Raw genomic sequence first — 17,166 nt, forward strand, 5'->3', positions numbered from 1 at the left:
CCCGTACTTTCGATGTGCCATAACAACAATCCAATCAAATCTCATATGGACTGTCCGGAATCACCGGGTCACCGCAGATGCCTGGACCGCCCGCTTCGAGAATTGCAGGAGTTATGCAAGGAACGGGTGCGGCCGCGGCGAGGTTGGGTGGGGACAGGTGGCGCCCGTGGTCGCGCCCGTGGTCCTGACCGGGGTCCTGAGCAGCCTCTCGCAAACCGCCCGCCGGGTCGTGCAGCACCTTGCCAGATAGCCGTGTCAGGCTGCACATTCCGTGATCGGCTAAGATCGGGCGCAGTTCGAAGTTGGATCCTGCCTGTCACGGGACGGCCCAGCGTCGAACACGGGAGGGCTGTCCGAGCGGCCGATGGAGCCAGTCTTGAAAACTGGTGGGCAGAAATGTCTCGTGGGTTCGAATCCCACGCCCTCCGCGCTGAGAGGCGCTGTACCTGCATAACGACGAAAGGACCTGCGTGAGCGACCAATTGCGCCCCCGCTCGAAGCGATCGAAGCAGATCAGCCCAATCGCCCGACACGGCCGGCTCAAGCGCTCCAACGCATTCGCCAACGTCGCCAAGGTCCTCGCCGCCGCGCTCGCCGTGGTCATGGTCAGCGGCGTGTCCGTCGCGGCCCTCGCCACCCTCAACGTGGCCGCGAGCATCAAGCCCGGCATCGAACTGCCCAGCGAGACCGAGGGCGCCATCCCGTCGATCGGATCGATCGACGGCGGCGCGAACCTCCTGCTCGTCGGCAGTGACAGCCGCGCCGGCCAGGGCGACGGCTACGGCGACCCCGAGGAGGAGACCGCCGTCCTCAACGACGTCACGATGCTCATGCACATCGCCGAGGACCACAGCAGCGCCACCGTGGTCAGCTTCCCCCGTGACACCTTCGTGCCCATCCCGGAGTGCGTCGGCCCCGACGGCGAGACCTACAGCGCCATGAGCAGCCAGAAGATCAACACCACCCTGAACTACGGCGGACTGTCGTGCACGGCCGCGACCGTGACGGAACTCACCGGCCTGCCCATCCAGTACGCCGCACTCATCCAGTTCAACGGTGTCGCGGCCATGTCAGAGGCCGTCGGCGGCGTGCCCGTGTGCATCGCAGAGCCCATCGTCGACCCCAAGACCGACCTCAACCTCGCCGCCGGCGAGCAGGAGCTCAAGGGCCTCGAGGCGCTGCAGTTCCTGCGTACCCGCTACGGCGTCGGTGACGGCAGCGACCTGGGCCGCATCAGCAACCAGCAGGTCTTCCTCTCCTCGCTCGTCCGCACGCTGAAGAGCGCCGAGACCCTCGGCGACCCGTTCAAGCTGTACTCCATCGCCAAGGCCGCCGTGGACAACATGGAGCTGTCGAACTCGATGCAGAGCCCTGACACCATGGTCTCCATCGCGATGGCGCTCAAGGACATCCCGCTGGAGAACGTGGTCTTCGTGCAGTACCCGGTCTACAACGTCGACGGCGGGCTGGAGGTCGACGAGGTGGCAGCAGAGACGCTGATCAGCACCATCGAGGCCGACCTGCCGCCGCAGCTGGATTCCGCCGATGCGCCGTTCCTCTCCCAGTCAGACCCGAACGCCCCCGCCACCGAGGCTCCCGTCGATCCGAATGCCCCGGTCGAGGAAGTCCCCGTCGAGGAGGTTCCCGGCACCCAGGCCAGCAACGTCTACGGCCAGAACGCGGCCGAGTTCACCTGCTCGTCCGGTCGCCCGGTCGAAGACCAGTAGCCAGCCGCACCGCTGCACGCGGCATCCGTCGGCCCGATGTGCAAACGGATGCCGCGGTGCGGTTAGTATGGTGGATGTGCGTTTGCGAAAGCTCTCGCTCGGGAGACGTCGCATAGCCCGGCTTAGTGCACCACCCTGCTAAGGTGGAGTGCCCCTCACGGGGCACCGAGGGTTCAAATCCCTCCGTCTCCGCACTTCTCAAAACCCGCCTGATCAGCTGATCAGGCGGGTTTTTTGCGCGCTGCGAGCGGATGCTGCCTTCACGGGCGCCCTGTGAGCCTCACCACATTGACCGGCGTGAGATCCAGGGTGACCCGGTCCGGGTCGATGCCGGCCTCGGCCAGGGCGGCCTCCAGGTCGTCGGTTCCTGGCAGGGGAGGGGTTCCCTGCACGCGCAGGAGCACCTCGTCGCCCTGCGTCGACACACCGGTAACCGACCAGCCGACCCCGTCGGCCCAGTCCTGCCCCACCGCCTGCACCGCGCCCTCCAGGTTGCTCTGCGCCGTGATGTCCACACTGGTGAGGGTGAGCGGCACCCCGATCAGTACGAGCATCGCCGAGAGCAGGACCACCGGGGCCAGAAGACCCGGTGTGGAGCTGTCGCCGGGGACTCTCCGGCGGGAGAGCCGGCTGACGCCGTAGACCGACATCACCACGATGCCGGTGCCCAGGATGGCGACGACGTTGGTGACGAAGAGCAGAAGGGCGCCCAGAAACTGGGCCACCGACCCGGATTCCAGCACCAGGCCGGCCACGCTGAGCGGCGGAACCAGGGAGATCGCGATCGCCACGCCTGGCAGGGTGTCGGAGATGTCCCGGCGCACGAGCGCCACCGAACCGACCACTCCGGTGCCCAGGGCGGCCAGCAGGTCGATCAGCCGGGGGCTGACCCTGGCGGCGACCTGAGCGTTGGTTCCGGCCAGCACCGCGGTCTGCACGAGCAGCCCCACCGCGAATCCGATCAGGACGGCCGCGGCGGCGCCGCCCAGCACGAGCAGCAGTGACCTGCCGAGATTTGCCCGGTCGCCCACCACGGTTGCGAGCATGGTGCCGAGGATCGGCGTCATCAGGGGCGCGACGATCATGGCGCCGATGACCGTGGCGGTGGAGTCGCCGACGATCCCCGCCGAGGCGATGATCGAGGCCAGTACCAGCAACAGCCAGAACCGGGAATACCGCGCCCCGGAGGACGGTCCGTCGAAGAAGACGGCATCCCGCATATCGGCGGCGGTATTGAATCTGTCTGCCACGCTGCGAACCTAGCCCCGGTCGATGCGCCTGGGTAGCCGGTCCAGAATGGAGCATGCCCACCAGACTGCTGCTGATCTCCGACACCCACGTTCCGCTGCGGGCCAGGCGCCTGCCCGACCAGGTCTGGCGGGCAGTGGACGAGGCCGACATCGTGTTGCACGCCGGTGACTGGGTCGACATCGCCCTGTACGACGATCTCGCCGCGCGCGCCAGGCGCCTGGTGGGTGTGTACGGCAACAACGACGGACCGCCCCTTCGCGCGGTGCTGCCGGAGATCAACAGGGTCACCATCGAGGGCATCCGGTTCGCCATGGTGCACGAGACCGGGGCAGCCGCCGGGCGCGAAAAACGGATGGACGCGGCCTTCACCGACACCGATGTGCTCGTGTTCGGGCACAGCCACATTCCCTGGGACACAGTGACGGCCGGCGGCCTCAGACTGCTCAACCCCGGATCGCCGACCGACCGGCGGCGTCAGCCGAAGCACACCTACCTGACCGCTGTCGCCGACGCCGGCCGGCTTGCCGAGGTCACCCTGGTTGCCGTCGAGCGGGAGTAGGACCCGACCGGACGACTACGGCCGGTTGCTGGTGCGCAGGTTCAGGACGCCCTCGACGAAGTCGTCGGAGGGTACTGGCCGCGAGTACAGGTAGCCCTGCGCGTACTGGCAGCCCCGGTCACGCAGCCACTGCGCCTGGGTCTCGGTCTCCACGCCCTCGGCGATGACGTCGAGGCCGAGTGACATCGCCATCTTGATGGTCAGGTCGGCCACGGGGGAGTCGTGCTCGGCGTCGATCGTGGAGACGAACGACCGGTCGATCTTGATGACGTCGAGGTCGATCTCGGTGAGCCTGGAGAGGCTCGAGTGCCCGGTGCCGAAATCATCCATCGACATCCGCACGCCGGCGGCGCGCAGTTTCCGGATGTTGTCGCGTACGTCACCGGAGTCGGTGCCGAAGTCGGTCTCGGTGACCTCGATTCGCACGAGAGCCGGCGGGAATCCCACCGCGGCGCACTCGCCAAGCACGTAGTCGCTGTAGCCCACAGAGGCCAGTTCGCGGGCGGAGGCGTTGATCGACACGCTCACCGGCTCTCGGTCCCAGCGGCGCCGTCTGCGCCACTCGGCGGCAGCGGCGATCGATTCGTGCACAACCCAGCGGCCGAGCACCTGAATCGAACCGCTGGACTCGCAGAGCGGGATGAACTCGGCGGGAGACACCAGGCCCCTGGTGGGGTGTTGCCAGCGCACCAGCGCCTCCGCGCCGACGGCGATGCCGGTGGCGAGGTCGACGACGGGTTGGAAGTGCAGGAAGAACTCGCCGTTGCGCAGGCCATCCCGCACGGCGGCCGGCGAAGCGTAGTAGCCGCCGTGGGTGATGACCTTGCCGCGGCCGACCCGCTGCGCCTCGAACAGGGCCTTCCCTGCCCGGCCGAAGAACTCGCTCTGGGACTCCGCACCCTCCCTCGCGGCGATGCCGGCCGAGAACCCCACCACCGACGCCTGCACCCGCTCGAGCAGCCGCCGGGCCTGAGCCGCCGTGTGCCCGGGCAGGAGGATAGCGAATGCGTCCCCCTCCATCCGGGCCATCGTCGCCGAGCCGGGCAGGGCGGCGCAGACGCCGGCGACGAAGGCCACCATGGCGGCGTCACCGCCGGCCAGTCCGTCGCGCCGATTGATGAGGGCGAACTCGTTGATGTCCAGGCGAACCAACGACATCGGCTCGGTCGGCGCGGTATCGCGCATCGCGGCGGAGAGCACCTGCTCGAAGCCGGCGAAATTATGGATGCCGGTGAGTTCGTCGGTCTCCGCCAGGACGGCGCTGCGGGCGAACCAGGTGAGTCCCAGACCGGTTGCCAGCATGAGGAGCGCCGACATGGCGACATCCGCCGGGTTCGAAGCGGGGTGCACCGCGAGGGTGATGAGCGCGAGCGGGATGAAAACGAGCGGGTAGAACACCGACTGGGCCGCCGGAACCACGGCGAAAGCGATCAGCGCCAGGAGGCCAGGGGTCCAGGCGAAGGTGAAGGTGACCGCCTGGCTGCCCGTCGCCGCCTGGCAGAGCACGCCCACGGCTCCCATCCAGCACAGCAGCAGATGGCGCAGCGGAAGACGCATCCGTCGGCGGAAGAACGCCGAGACCGCCCCGCTGACCAGCAGGGCGGTACCCGCGAGCAGTAGCACACCGTTGGGCTCATCGCCCTGGAGCGCCCCGTACCCCGCGTACAGCACCAAGGGCAGACCGAGACCGACCTGGGCGACGCTGAGCAGCACGCCCGCCGAGGAGGCCGAATTGAAGAGGCTGGGGCGATAGGCCACGCCGAGGCGCTGCGCAGAGTGCGCCATGCCCCCACCCCCTGCCCCACAAGTTGTCGGCGTCATCACCGGGTCCGCCCAATCTACTCCCGCGACCCCGCAGAACGTGACACACGGTCATTCGACGGGTTTGAGCACCTCGTTCGTGAACCCCTCGAGTCTGGCGAGAAGGCCGGCGCCGCGGGAGGCGACCATCTCGGCGGGGTTGGGCTGCATCTGCGACGGCGGCGGCAGGATGCGGATGAGCGTGGAGCAGGCCAGGTCGGAGCAGATGTAGGTGCCGACGGTGTTGCCGTCTCGGCCCGCTTGGCCGGCCTTGGCCACGCTGAACAGGCTCACCTGGTGCGCCGGCTGCTGGGTACGGCACAGCGAGCAGAAGGCCGACATCGATCGGGTGCTTCCGCGGGTCGCGGCGCGCAGCACCATGCCCAGCGGCGCATCGTCCCGCCAGAAGACGATGTAGCCGCGCTGCGGGGACTGCGGGTCGCGCCAGCCCAGGTACTCACGCTCGTTCCAGATGGTTTCGTGCAACCCGGGCAGCGGCATCCGGGCGATCTCGTCGGTGGTGGCGTTCACGATGGACGCCCGGATCTCGGTCGCAGACAGTGGCTTCATGATCTCCCTCGCGATATTCCGTCAGCGTAGTCGAGGCCTCCAACGGGCTCAATGGCACCGCCCCCGGCACGTGACGGGCCGGGGGCGGATGCGCTCAGGTGCGGTGGTAACGCCTGGCGGGGTTACGCGACCGCCCGCAGCCCGTCCAACAGCGGGGTGGTGGGGCGGCCGATCAGGGCGGTCAGGTCGCTCGACCCGCCGGCGAGCAGTCCGTCGCGGGTGTTGCCGTCCAGGGCCACGACGAAGCCCACGGTGCCGCCGTCCAGGCCGGCGCCGGTGAGGATCGCGGTGTGCTCCTCCGGCGAGACGGCGGTGAAGACGACAGGGCGGCCGACGACCTCGGTGAGCGCGGCGGCCATGTCGTCGCCGGTCCAGGCGACATCGCCGGCCAACTCGTAGACGGCGTTCTCGTGGCCGGGGGTGGTGAGCACCACGGCGGCGGCCTCGGCATAGTCGGTGCGGGAGGCGCTGGCCACCCGGCCGTCGCCTGAGCTGGTGAGGTAGACGCCCGTCTCCCTGGCCTGCTGCACCGCAGCCGCGTAGTTCTCGGTGTACCAGCCGTTGCGAAGGATCGTGAAGGCGACGCCGGACTCCCGCAGGGCCTCTTCGGTGGCCTTGTGCTCAGGGGCGAGGATCAGTGCGGAGGTGTCCGCCTTCGGGGCGCTGGTGTAGACGATCCGGTTCACGCCCGCGGCGACGGCGGCGGTGATGGCGTTGCTGTGCTGCGCCACGCGCTGACCCACTTCGCTGCCAGAGACGAGCATCACCACGTCGGCCCCGGCGAACGCGGCGGCCAGGCTGGCCGAATCGGAGTAGTCCGCGACAGCGGTGCCCACGCCCGCCGTGGCCAAGTCGGCCAGGCGCTCGGCGTTGCGGCCCACCGCGGTGATCTCGGCCGGCGCGACGCCGCGGCTGATCAGGTGTTCGACGATGAGGCGGCCGAGCTGGCCGGTGGCTCCGGTGACGACGATAGACATGGGGTGTTCCCTTCGCGGCCCGCCGTGTGCGCGCCTTCTGGGAGGTGTAACCCCGGACGGTGACCAATACTTCCCGCACGCAGGTACCCACCTTTTGGTAAGCTACTAACCATGTCCACCGCCTTGGTCCGCCCCGACGTCCCGCCCACTACGAGTACTGCGAGTACTGCGAGTGGCGCCGTGCGCGACCGGCTCGCCCGGCTGGTCGGCGATCCAGCACCTGGCGGGCACGAAACACCGGCACCGAACGTCTTCGCCGCGGGCTGCGCCAGCCGGGTGGTGCTCGACCACGTCACCAGCAAGTGGGGTGTGCTCGTGATCGTGGCCCTGGCGGAAACCGGCCTGCGCTGGGGCGAACTACGGCGCGGCATCGAGGGCATCAGCGAGAAGATGCTCGCGCAGACTCTGCGCATCCTCGAGGCCGACGGCCTGGTGCACCGGGACGCCCAGCCCACCATCCCACCCCGGGTGGATTACAGCCTCACCCCCCGCGGCCACGAACTGGCTGTACATCTGCTGCCGCTGGTGCGGTGGGTGGGCGTGAACGCCGGTGACATCGTCGGCGGGCGCTGAATCCCGGTATGACGCCGGCGACCGGTCACAGGTCGGGCAGGAACGCCAGCCAGGCCATCCGGCGCTCGCCGCGGGGATCGGACTCGACCCGGTCGACCTCGTCGAAGATCAGGGTGAGTCGCTCGCCCTCGGTGTAGGCGGGCCAGTCCGGCCCGGTCTGGCCGGTGGCGGCGAAGCGCAGCCAGTGCGCCCGCATCCGGTCACCCGTGCGCACAAAACTCTCCCGGCCGCCCAACGCCGTCAGCCTGCGCAACCGACGGTCTGTGGCCGACGTGGAGAGGGCGAGCAGTTCGAGCCCGTGGGTGGCGTCGTAGCCGAGCACCCGCAGCAGGCGGGGCGCCAGGTCGAAACGATACAGGTAGACCGGCGCCGACCGGGAGTGCAGCTCGGCGACCTGAACGCTGGGAAACCAGAATGCGTAGTCGCCGCCGAAGTCGACTTCGGCGCGCAGGGCCGGCAGAGCGGAGTACACCTCCCGCATCCCCTCGTGCGAGTGCGGCGGGGCGTCGTCGAAGAGCGACTGGATGCGTCCGATCGACCGCGGCAGGATGTCGATCCGACCACGGAACAACGAACCCTCCCGGTCGTTGGTGCCGATGATCAGCGGCACCGGGTGGGCGTGTCCGTGCCGGAAGGCGTCCAGGGGGCGCTCCGGCAGCACGTCACCGTCCACGACGGGAGCCATGCAGAACGTGCCGGGGTCGACATCCGGCGTGCGGCGTTGCAGCACGAGGGCGGCCCGGACCAGCGCCGGCCAGGTCGCGGTGTCCAGCAGTTCCGCCGCCGGCCGGCGCCCGCCGGCCAGCTCCGGCGGCCGTGCCTGGCGCAGCACCTCGACGAACTCGGTGGCCCACCGGCCGGCCAGCTCGGACGAATACGCGGCGTTCGACGGCGGGCTCTGGGCGATGGCCCTGGCGAACAGCCCGGTGGCGGCGGGTGTGGCGAGCAACGTCACCACGGCGTTGCCGCCCGCTGACTCCCCGATCACGGTGACGTTGTCTGGGTCGCCGCCGAACGAGCGGATGTTGGCGCGCACCCAGCGCAGGGCGGCAACCTGATCGCGCAACCCGAGATTGCACTCGAACGGGCGGGTGCGCGTGCTGAACCGGCGGAAGTCGAGGTAGCCCAGGGCGCCCAACCGGTAGTTGGGTGCGACATAGATGGCCCGGCCGGAGCGAACGATGGCCTGGCTGCGTTCCGTGAAATCCTGCGATGAGCCGGCGGCGTACCCGCCGCCATGAAAGAACACCATCACCGGCAGGTCGGTGACGTCAGACTCTGCGGCGGGGCGCTGCACGTTGAGGGTGAGACAGTCCTCGCCCATCCGGGTACGCCGGTCGACCCCCTTGAACTGGGTGCCCCGGTCCTGTGGGGCGACGGGGCCGTATGCGGTGGCATCCCGCACCCCCGCCCAGGGGAGCACCGGACGCGGCGCGCGGAACCGCAGCGACCCGACCGGCGGAGCGGCGTAGGGAATTCCGCGCCAGGACTGCACACCCTCGTTCGGGCGACTGCCGCGCAGCAGACCACCCGTGACCCGCACCTCGAGGGGCCAGGTGCGTCCCGCGGATGCGGGTGGGTGCGCCGGAATGGTCTGTAGCGGGCGGAACATGGGGTTTCCCTCCCGCCCCGTCCTGGTCCCGGGGCTTGACTCTTCCTACCGATGCTCCGGGTTCGGTTCGAACCCGAACCTCTCGCCGGCGTCCCACTCCTGCCGAAGGTTGCCGTAGGCGGGGATGCCCCTGTTGGCCTTGAGGATCGCCGCGAGGTGCATGAGGTTCCAGGTCATGAAGGTGGTGTTGCGGTTGGTGAACTCGTTCTGCGGGCCGCCGGAGCCGGCATCGAGGTAACTCGGCCCCGGTCCGATCTCGCCGATCCAGCCGGCGTCGGCGGCGGGCGGGATCGTATAGCCGATGTGCTGCAGGCTGTAAAGGATGTTCGCGGCGCAGTGTTTCACGCCGTCTTCGTTGCCGGTGATGATGGCGCCGCCCACCTTGCCGTAGTACACGTACTGGCCCTTGTCGTTGTACTCGCCCGACATGGCGTACAGCCGCTCGATGACACGCTTGGTGACCGAGCTGTTGTCGCCGAGCCAGATCGGACCGCCGAGCACCAGGATGTCGGCGGCGGCGACCTTGTCGAACAGCGCCGGCCAGGCATCCGTGGCCCAACCGTGCTCGGTCATGTCGGGGTACACCCCGGTGGCGATGTCGTGATCGATGGCCCGGAGCACCTCGACGTGCACGCCCTGCTCGCGCATGAGGCGCGCGCTGAGGGTGATGATGCCCTCGGTGTTGCTGGTCTCCGGGCTGCGCTTGAGGGTGCAGTTGATGAAGAGGGCGCGCAGGCCGTGGTACTCGAACGAGGCCTGGGTGTTCCGCGTGCTGTGCGCCATGGGGTCAGTCAAGCACCGGCCCCCGACACCGTCTAGGCCACTCCGGCCGCCACCACGGTGTGCACCTGCCGCCCGCAGGAGACCATCGACCGGAACGGGGCCGCTAACCTGCCCGAAACATCGGCCTCGTACGCTGGTGGATCTCGGCGGCCGCGTGGTGCGGCGCCACCGACCGGAAGGCTCCCATGGAGACCGACTTCACCCTGACCCTGCCGCCGTGGCTCACCGAGCTGATCCCGGGCCTGCCGCTCACCCTGGCGACCCTCGACGAGCGGATGGCGCTGGTGAACTCACTCGCCGACCGCAACTACCGCGAGGGCAACGGTGGCCCGTTCGCCGCGATCGTCGTCGACGCCGTCACCGGCGAGCTCGTCTCCGTCGGCGTGAACGTGGTGCTCTCTTCCGGCATCGCCGGAGCGCACGCCGAGATCATGGCCCTGGGCCTGGCTCAGCGGGCGGTCGGTTCCTGGGACCTGGGCGCCGACCCGGCCAGGCCACTGGAACTCGTGGTCAACTGGCGCCCGTGCGTGATGTGTTACGGGGCCACCATGTGGTCGGGAGTCCGGCGACTGGTCGTGGCCGGCTCCGGTGCGGAACTCGAGGCGCTCACCGGGTTCGACGAGGGCCCGATGCGCGAGGACTGGGCCGAACAGTTCGAGGCCCGCGGCATCACGGTGGTGCAGGACGTCGGCCGGGACGAGGCGTTGAGGGTCTTCCGCGAATACGGCGAGGCCGATGTGCTGGTCTACAACGCCCGCGGTGGGGTTGACTGAGGGGATGACCCCCAGCCAGCGCCGCATCCTCGTTGTCGCCATCCTCGCGTCGTTCGTGGCGTTCCTGGACGGCTCGATCATCAACGTGGCGCTGCCGGCGATTTCCCGGGAGCTCGGCGGCGGGCTCGCCCTGCAGCAGTGGGTGGTCGACGGCTATCTGCTCAGCCTGGGCGCGCTCATCCTGGTCGCCGGTTCGCTCTCGGATACCTTCGGCCGGGTGCGGGTGTTGCGGGTCGGGCTGATCTGGTTCGGAATCACCTCGCTGGCCTGCGGCCTGGCGCCCACCGGGGTGGTGTTGGTGATCGCCCGGCTGCTGCAGGGGGTGGCCGCGGCGCTCCTGGTGCCCAGCTCGCTGGCGCTGATCACGTCGAGGTTCAGCGGGGTCGCGCAGGGCAAGGCCATCGGCGCGTGGACCGGCTGGACCGGGGTGGCCGGCATCGCCGGGCCGCTGCTGGGCGGCATCCTGGTGGATGCGTCGAGCTGGCGGCTGGTCTTCTTCATCAACGTGATCCCGATCGCCCTCACCCTGTTCCTGCTGCGTCGGGTCGACGAGCCGACCCGCCCCGCCGCCGGGGCCCGCGTGGACGTGCTCGGCGCCGTGCTGGCGGTGGTGGGCCTGGGCGGGCCGGTCTTCGCGCTCATCGAGCAGGGCCGGTTCGGTTGGGCCAGCCCGGTCGTCTACCTGCCGATGCTGATCGGGCTCGCCTCCTTCGCCGCCTTCCTCTGGTGGGAGGCCAGGGCGCCGCAGCCGATGATGCCGCTCGGGCTGTTCCGGGTGCGGAACTTCGCCGTCGGCAACATCGCCACCGTCGGCATTTACGCCGCCCTCAACCTCGGCTTCTTCCTCTTCGCCCTCTACCTGCAGCAGGTCGGTGGCTTCTCGGCCACCCTGGCCGGCCTCGCCGGCATCCCGGCGACCGTGATGATGATCCTGTTCGCGACCCTGTTCGGCACTCTCGCCGGCCGGTACGGGCCCAGACTCTTCATGACCGTCGGCCCGATCGTGGCCGGAGGAGGGTTCCTGCTGCTGGTCACCGCGGTGCCGCCGATCGACTTCTGGTGGCAGGTGCTGCCCGGCATCGTGCTGGTCGGGCTCGGCCTGGCGATCACGGTGGCGCCGCTCACCTCTGCGGTGCTCGGCTCGATCCAGGCCGGCCAGGCCGGGATCGGTTCCGCGGTCAACAACGCCGTCGCCCGCGTGGCCGGCCTCGTGGCCATCGCCATGACCGGCACCATCGTCGGATCCACCCTTGATGTCGCCGGTTTCCAGCGCGCTATGGTGGTCGTCGCCGCACTGATGTTCGCCGGCGGCATCGTCTCCTGGCTGGGCATCCGCACGGTCGTGCAGGGCACGGATGCGCCGGCCGCGGCCAGAGGAGAGGCGGCCTGACATGCAGCATCCCCTCGTCTTTGACGAACCGGATGCGGCGCTTGACCGGCTGCGCGCCGTCTGCCTGGCCCTGCCGGAAGCCGTGGAAGTGCTCGCCTGGGGCCGCCCCACCTTCCGCGCCGGCAAGAGGATCTTCGTCACGGCCGGTGCGAGCATGGATCGCCCGCACAGCATGGTGTTCAAGCCCGACCCGGAGGAGAGGCGGGCCCTCGTGCAGGACGATCGCTTCTTCATCCCGCCGTATTACGGGCCCGCCGGGTGGCTCGCGATCGACTTCGACTCGCCAAACACCGACTGGGTCGAGCTGGCCGAGCTCGCGGAAACGTCGTACCGTCAGGTCGCGCTCAAGCGGCAACTGGTGCAATTACAGAGCCGACGAGCCGATTCGGCACGGGGCGGGTCAGAAAAGCTGCTATAGTTTTCAAGTTGTCTTCGAGCGTTTACGCTGCAGAAGTCACCACTGCGCCCGTAGCTCAACGGATAGAGCATCTGACTACGGATCAGAAGGTTGGGGGTTCGAATCCCTTCGGGCGCACAGGATAAAACAGGTTGAAAGCGGCTCACTCAGGTGGGCCGCTTTCGTCGTTTCCGGGGTCGGGTCTCGGCCGTGACAGGATGGGCGGATGAGTCGCTCCCCTGACGCCCGGACGTACGACCTCGACGCGCTCCGGGAGCGGGTGCTCTCCGAGAACGGGGGAGCGGTCGATGACAGCATCCCCCAACTCGCCGAGGCGGACCCCGCTCTCTGCGCGATCGCCCTCGTGCTGCCGGACGGCACCGTGCGCAGCAGTGCGCAGGCGGATGTGCCCTTCAGCGTGCAGTCGGCCGTCAAGCCGTTCCTCTTCGCCCTGGCCCTGGTCGACACCGACGGCGCCGCGCTCGATCGGATCGGCATCGAACCGACCGGGGAGGCCTTCGACGCCCTCAAGCTCGAGAGCGGCACCGGCCGGCCGCCGAACCCGATGGTCAACGCCGGGGCGCTGCTCACCGCGTCCCTGGTCGACGGCGGCGATGTCGACGGCCGCAACGAGCGCATCCTGCGAGGCCTGTCGGCCTTCGCGGGACGAAAGCTCGAGGTGGACGAGGACGTCGCCCGCGCCGAGCACCTCCTCGGCGACCGCAATCACGCCCTCGCGCACCTGATGCGCTCAGAGGGCACCCTCCGGGTCTCCGCCGACGACGCCGTGGCCGTGTACGCCAGGGCGTGCGCCGTGCTGGTGGATGCCGAGGCGCTCGCGGTCATGGGCGCCACCCTGGCCTGCGGCGGCGTGAATCCCGTCACGGGCGAGCGGGTGGTGCCGTCATCGGTCGCCCGCGATGTGGTGTCGGTCATGGCCACCTGCGGAGTGTACGACGGCTCGGGGCGGTGGATGCAGAGCGTGGGTGTTCCGGCGAAGTCCAGCGTCTCCGGCGCCATCGTACTCGCCGTGCCCGGCCGGCTCGGCGCAGCCGTGATCAGCCCGCCGCTGGACGAGCAGGGCACCAGCGTGCGCGGCTGCGTCGCGAGCGATCACCTCAGCGTGGACCTCGACCTGCACGCCTTCGGGTCGACGCAGGGCTGACGCCGGCGGCACCGGCGTTAGGGCTGCCGCTGCTGGTGCGCGAGTTCGGCGAGTACCCCGGCCAGGCGCCGACCGAAGTGCGGCGGAACGTTCTCGGGTAGGGCCGCCACCGGCCACCACGCCACGTCGTCGCTTTCGGCGCTCGCCACCGGCGCCGCATCCGCGCGGGCGATAGCGGCGAAGCCCACGTCCCAGTGCGCGCTGCAGCGAAATCCGCCGCCCAGGGCGTGCCGGTCCACGTCGAGGATGCCCGTGCCGAGGGGGGCGAGATCGTCTATGCCGCACTCTTCCCTGGCCTCCCGGTAGGCGGCGTCGGCAACCGACCAATCGGTCGGCTCGACATGCCCGCCCAGCTGCACCCAGAACTGGCCCTTCCGGTGGAAGCAGAGCAGCACCCGAGTGAGGTCGGCGGTGAAGACGAAGCAACTCCCGGTCACGTGCTCAGGGCCGCCGTCGCGCTCCAGCGCTGCCTGCGGGGCGTCGGTGACGAAGCCGAGATAGTCGTCCCGTAGCGTCGCCTGAGAGTCGCGCAGAGGCATCCACTGCCGCAGTCGGTCGGTCAGGTCGGCGGCGGCAGTGCCCGCCGGGGGAGCGGGGTGTGGATCAGAGGCCATAGTCGAGGGTAGCCGCCGGCAACTGTGCCCCGTGCGGACAGGTGCGCCCGGCGCACCGGACGCAGTTGTCCGCACGGGCAACTATTGCTGCGGGCCCGATCGGGATACTGTGCGCGACAGTCACGATGGCAGCCAGTGGGCGGGGTTGCCGCCCGAGCGACCGGCCGCACCTCCGGCTCCACCGAAGCGTTAGCGAGGTCCACTCGTGATCCTGCCCACCCCTGCTTCCCCGCGCAGCTGGCGCAGTCGGGCCGTCCTGACCCTCGCGCTGGTGCTGTCGTTCGGTCTCGTCGGCGCGGGCACCGCGCCCCCGGCTTCGGCCGCGAAGACCGGCACGGCCGCGGTGGCGATCACGGCGTTCACTCTGGACTTCTACTTCGCCGACACCCCGGCCTTGGTCAACGGAAATATCCGCGCCGTCGACCCGGCCCTGGGTGTGCCGACCGGATCGGTCACGATCGTCTCCCAGGAGCCGGGGCACCCCTCATCGGACTGGGAACTCTCCGGCGACCCGGAGGATGACGGGTTCTTTGGGGGATCGGCGTACCCCACTCAGGTGGGCGTGCGTCTGTTCACCGTCCGCTACTCCGGCGACGCCACGTTCGCGCCCGCCTCCCAGGTGTTCGAGTACTACGTGCCGCCGGGGCCGAACACACAAACTACGGTGACCGCGAGCCCCTCCGGCGCGGTGACGGTGGGCCGAAAGGTGACCTTCACCTCCAACACCACGGATGACGCCGGTCGGACTCTTGAGCTCGGCGGCGCCAGCGGGGCGGTGGCGTTCCTAAACAACGGGGTGATGTTCGGCGAGTGGATCGAGGTGACCCGCGGGACCACCCCGGGCAAGACTCTGTACGCCACTCAATCGACCACGTTCAGCACCCCCGGCACCCACGTCATCACCGCGATGTTCCAGCCGAGTCTGCCGTTCTACGTCGAGTCCACCTCGGCCCCGCTCACACTGACCGTGACCGCCAAGCCCACCCCGCACCCGACACCGAAGCCCACCGCGACCGCCACGCCGACGACAACCCCCAAACCCATCGCAACGCCCAAGCCGTCCGCTACCCCGAAACCCACCGCAACGGCTGTACCCCCGGCAGCGCCGGCAGCGGTCGGCGGATCCTTCGTCGTCACCCCCAGGAGCGTCATCGCGCCGGGCTCCTCGGTGCGGGCCACGGCGGAGATCCATTCCCGAGCCACAGGCAAGGCCGTGACCGGTTTCGTGCAGTTCTACGACGGCAACGTCAAGGTCGGCACGCCGGTCGCTCTGGTCAAGGGACACGCCACTCTTCGCTACCAGAAGCTCTCGGTCGGCCGGCACGTGCTCAAGGCACGCTATCTGGGCACGAAGGCCTACGCTGCCGCGTTCACCCGCAATGTGACCGTCACGGTACGCAGGTAGCCGGATGGTTGCCGCCCCGTCCCCACCCCGTGGTTTCGCCGAAGTGAAGTGAGGTTCATCGTGCAGCAGCCCAACCCGCCGTTCCCCGACAGCGTGCGCGAGCGGGCGCGGGCAGCTCTTGCCGTGCTGGTGGCAGTCGGACTGGTCGGGTTCGCGGCCGCCCCGCCGGCGCTCGCCGCGTCGGGTAAGGCGGCGGTGGAGATCAACGCCGGTACGACGGATGAGGTCGCCTTCGCCGGGCAGGACGTCATGATCACCGGCGTGGTGTCCGCGGTGGATCCCGAACTGGGGAGACCGACCGGCTCGGTCCGGGTGATCTCCCACGAGCCCGGGCACCCGGTCTCTGAGGCGACGATCCCCGACGACCCCTTCCTTCTCGAATACTTCTCGGCCTGGGTCTACCCCACCGAGCCCGGCACCAGGAGCTTCACCGTGGAGTACTCCGGTGACGCGTACTTCGCCGCCACGAGCCAGGTCATCCGTTACGCGGTGAACACGGGGCCGCTGACGAAGACGACACTGAGCGTCAGTCCGCAGGGGCCCGTGCGCGTCGGCGGCAGGATCACCCTGACCGCCAATGCCACCGACGACGCCGGCCGCGCGCTCGACGCCATCGGCGCCAACGGCTACGTCACCTTCTTCGAGAACGGCAAGCCGCTCGGCGAGCCGATCGAGGTCACCAGGGGGACCAAGCCGGGCAAGACCCTGTACGCCACGCTCACCACCTCGTTCTCGCGGGCGGGTACCCGCACGATCACCGCCCTGTTCGAGCCGCTTTTCTACTATTACTACGTCGAGTCGACCTCGCCCCGGGTGTCGGTCACGGTGACCGGAGCGCCCACGCCGACGTCAACGCCGACCGTGACGCCCACACCGACCGGCACGCCCACACCGACTGCAACACCGCGGCCGCCCACAGCACCGGCGGCGGTGGGCGGGTCGTTCACCGTCAGGCCGCGCAGCGGGGTGAAGGCCGGCAGCGCCGTTCGGGCGGTCGCCGAGATCCACGACCGCGCCAGCGGCCGGGCGGTCGCAGGGTCGGTTCAGTTCTACGACGGTAATCGCAAGGTCGGCAAGCCGGTCGCGCTGGTCAGGGGCCACGCCTCGATGTCGTACTCCCGGCTCGCCGCCGGCGAGCACGTGCTCAAGGCCAAGTACCTGGGTACGAAGGCGCACGCCGCCGCGTTCACCCGCAATGTGACCGTGACGGTGCGGAAGTGAGGCGCGGCTCTCCGCAGGGCATCTCAGTGCGGGAACTCAGTGCGGGAACTCAGTGCACCCGTTCAATGATGAAATCTGAGCCGGGAAAGACCAGCGACTCGTGGCCGTCGTCGAACGTGACCAGGTAGGGCGGTTCTCCATCCGGGCCGCGCACCTCGCGGACCGTTCCGTGCCGGTCTGGCGTCGAGTCGGTCTTGCCCCGAATGATGATGCGGTCGTTTTCTGTTGCGCGCATGACGCTCACCTCCTTGACGGGCAGGTTACGCTCGCCCCGACCGGATGGACAGGGGGCGTCGGTCGGCAGCGGCGGCCGCGGGGTTAAAATGAGATAACCTTAGTTCTGTTGTGC

General features: G+C 69.4%; 17 protein-coding genes and 3 tRNA genes. 12 read left to right on the forward strand and 8 right to left on the reverse strand.

Going from position 1 to position 17,166, the window contains the following annotated elements; genetic code table 11:
* Nucleotides 1-343 precede the first annotated feature (343 nt).
* From K2F54_RS18230 to K2F54_RS18240, 3 genes are all read left to right on the forward strand, one after another.
* Nucleotides 344-428: transfer RNA gene (locus K2F54_RS18230), tRNA-Ser, on the forward strand.
* 42 nt (nucleotides 429-470) lie between these two features.
* Entirely contained in the window at nucleotides 471-1,727 is a 1,257-nt protein-coding gene (locus K2F54_RS18235; protein WP_220607283.1) for an LCP family protein, read from the forward strand.
* Between the two features lie 101 nt (nucleotides 1,728-1,828).
* A tRNA-Ser gene (locus tag K2F54_RS18240) sits at nucleotides 1,829-1,919 on the forward strand.
* 68 nt (nucleotides 1,920-1,987) lie between these two features.
* Here K2F54_RS18240 and K2F54_RS18245 read toward each other — a convergent pair.
* Complete coding sequence (locus tag K2F54_RS18245; RefSeq protein WP_220607284.1) at nucleotides 1,988-2,977, reverse strand: DUF389 domain-containing protein; 990 nt, start codon at nucleotides 2,975-2,977, stop codon at nucleotides 1,988-1,990.
* A gap of 53 nt (nucleotides 2,978-3,030) precedes the next feature.
* Here K2F54_RS18245 and K2F54_RS18250 point away from each other — a divergent pair, with 53 nt between their 5' ends.
* Complete coding sequence (locus K2F54_RS18250; protein ID WP_220607285.1) at nucleotides 3,031-3,537, forward strand: metallophosphoesterase family protein; 507 nt, start codon at nucleotides 3,031-3,033, stop codon at nucleotides 3,535-3,537.
* Between the two features lie 15 nt (nucleotides 3,538-3,552).
* On the opposite strand, the gene K2F54_RS18255 is transcribed toward K2F54_RS18250, so the two are convergent.
* From K2F54_RS18255 to K2F54_RS18265, 3 genes are all read right to left on the reverse strand, one after another.
* Entirely contained in the window at nucleotides 3,553-5,322 is a 1,770-nt protein-coding gene (locus tag K2F54_RS18255; RefSeq protein ID WP_220607286.1) for a putative bifunctional diguanylate cyclase/phosphodiesterase, read from the reverse strand.
* Between the two features lie 87 nt (nucleotides 5,323-5,409).
* A complete protein-coding gene (locus K2F54_RS18260) occupies nucleotides 5,410-5,907 on the reverse strand; it encodes an FBP domain-containing protein (RefSeq protein WP_220607287.1) in 498 nt (165 codons plus the stop codon).
* A gap of 122 nt (nucleotides 5,908-6,029) precedes the next feature.
* Nucleotides 6,030-6,884 carry an SDR family oxidoreductase gene (locus tag K2F54_RS18265; RefSeq protein WP_220607288.1) on the reverse strand — a complete coding sequence of 285 codons (855 nt, stop codon included), beginning with the start codon at nucleotides 6,882-6,884 and terminating at the stop codon, nucleotides 6,030-6,032.
* Between the two features lie 111 nt (nucleotides 6,885-6,995).
* Between K2F54_RS18265 and K2F54_RS18270 the strand changes: the two genes are divergently transcribed.
* Nucleotides 6,996-7,457 carry a winged helix-turn-helix transcriptional regulator gene (locus K2F54_RS18270; protein ID WP_220607289.1) on the forward strand — a complete coding sequence of 154 codons (462 nt, stop codon included), beginning with the start codon at nucleotides 6,996-6,998 and terminating at the stop codon, nucleotides 7,455-7,457.
* A gap of 25 nt (nucleotides 7,458-7,482) precedes the next feature.
* Here K2F54_RS18270 and K2F54_RS18275 read toward each other — a convergent pair whose 3' ends face one another.
* Complete coding sequence (locus tag K2F54_RS18275; protein WP_220607290.1) at nucleotides 7,483-9,069, reverse strand: carboxylesterase/lipase family protein; 1,587 nt, start codon at nucleotides 9,067-9,069, stop codon at nucleotides 7,483-7,485.
* Nucleotides 9,070-9,114: 45 nt separating this feature from the next.
* Nucleotides 9,115-9,852 carry a flavodoxin family protein gene (locus K2F54_RS18280; protein ID WP_304505860.1) on the reverse strand — a complete coding sequence of 246 codons (738 nt, stop codon included), beginning with the start codon at nucleotides 9,850-9,852 and terminating at the stop codon, nucleotides 9,115-9,117.
* Nucleotides 9,853-10,037: 185 nt separating this feature from the next.
* Between K2F54_RS18280 and K2F54_RS18285 the strand changes: the two genes are divergently transcribed.
* From K2F54_RS18285 to glsA, 5 genes are all read left to right on the forward strand, one after another.
* Complete coding sequence (locus K2F54_RS18285) at nucleotides 10,038-10,625, forward strand: nucleoside deaminase (RefSeq protein ID WP_220607291.1); 588 nt, start codon at nucleotides 10,038-10,040, stop codon at nucleotides 10,623-10,625.
* Between the two features lie 4 nt (nucleotides 10,626-10,629).
* The gene (locus tag K2F54_RS18290) at nucleotides 10,630-12,015 is read left to right on the forward strand and encodes an MFS transporter (protein ID WP_220607292.1); all 1,386 of its coding nucleotides are present in this window, start codon (nucleotides 10,630-10,632) and stop codon (nucleotides 12,013-12,015) included.
* Nucleotide 12,016: 1 nt separating this feature from the next.
* Nucleotides 12,017-12,433, forward strand: a complete 417-nt coding sequence (locus K2F54_RS18295; RefSeq protein ID WP_220607293.1) for an MmcQ/YjbR family DNA-binding protein — start codon at nucleotides 12,017-12,019, stop codon at nucleotides 12,431-12,433.
* Between the two features lie 44 nt (nucleotides 12,434-12,477).
* Nucleotides 12,478-12,550 (forward strand) — tRNA-Arg (locus K2F54_RS18300).
* A gap of 88 nt (nucleotides 12,551-12,638) precedes the next feature.
* Entirely contained in the window at nucleotides 12,639-13,577 is a 939-nt protein-coding gene (gene glsA, locus K2F54_RS18305) for a glutaminase A (RefSeq protein ID WP_220607294.1), read from the forward strand.
* A gap of 17 nt (nucleotides 13,578-13,594) precedes the next feature.
* Here glsA and K2F54_RS18310 read toward each other — a convergent pair whose 3' ends face one another.
* Nucleotides 13,595-14,191 (reverse strand): NUDIX hydrolase, encoded by a 597-nt coding sequence (locus K2F54_RS18310; RefSeq protein WP_255577296.1) that lies wholly within the window; start codon nucleotides 14,189-14,191, stop codon nucleotides 13,595-13,597.
* A 205-nt stretch (nucleotides 14,192-14,396) separates the two neighbouring features.
* Between K2F54_RS18310 and K2F54_RS18315 the strand changes: the two genes are divergently transcribed.
* Together K2F54_RS18315 and K2F54_RS18320 are read left to right on the forward strand one after the other, a co-directional pair.
* Entirely contained in the window at nucleotides 14,397-15,596 is a 1,200-nt protein-coding gene (locus K2F54_RS18315; RefSeq protein WP_220607295.1) for an Ig-like domain-containing protein, read from the forward strand.
* Between the two features lie 60 nt (nucleotides 15,597-15,656).
* Nucleotides 15,657-16,817: an Ig-like domain-containing protein gene (locus K2F54_RS18320; protein ID WP_220607296.1), complete on the forward strand. Its 1,161-nt coding sequence runs from the start codon at nucleotides 15,657-15,659 to the stop codon at nucleotides 16,815-16,817.
* Between the two features lie 49 nt (nucleotides 16,818-16,866).
* Here K2F54_RS18320 and K2F54_RS18325 read toward each other — a convergent pair whose 3' ends face one another.
* Nucleotides 16,867-17,052 (reverse strand): DUF1918 domain-containing protein, encoded by a 186-nt coding sequence (locus K2F54_RS18325; RefSeq protein WP_220607297.1) that lies wholly within the window; start codon nucleotides 17,050-17,052, stop codon nucleotides 16,867-16,869.
* Between the last annotated feature and the right edge of the window lie 114 nt (nucleotides 17,053-17,166).

The sequence above is a fragment of the Cryobacterium inferilacus genome (genome assembly GCF_019599185.1).
In the GTDB taxonomy this organism is placed as follows: Bacteria; Actinomycetota; Actinomycetes; order Actinomycetales; family Microbacteriaceae; genus Cryobacterium; species Cryobacterium inferilacus.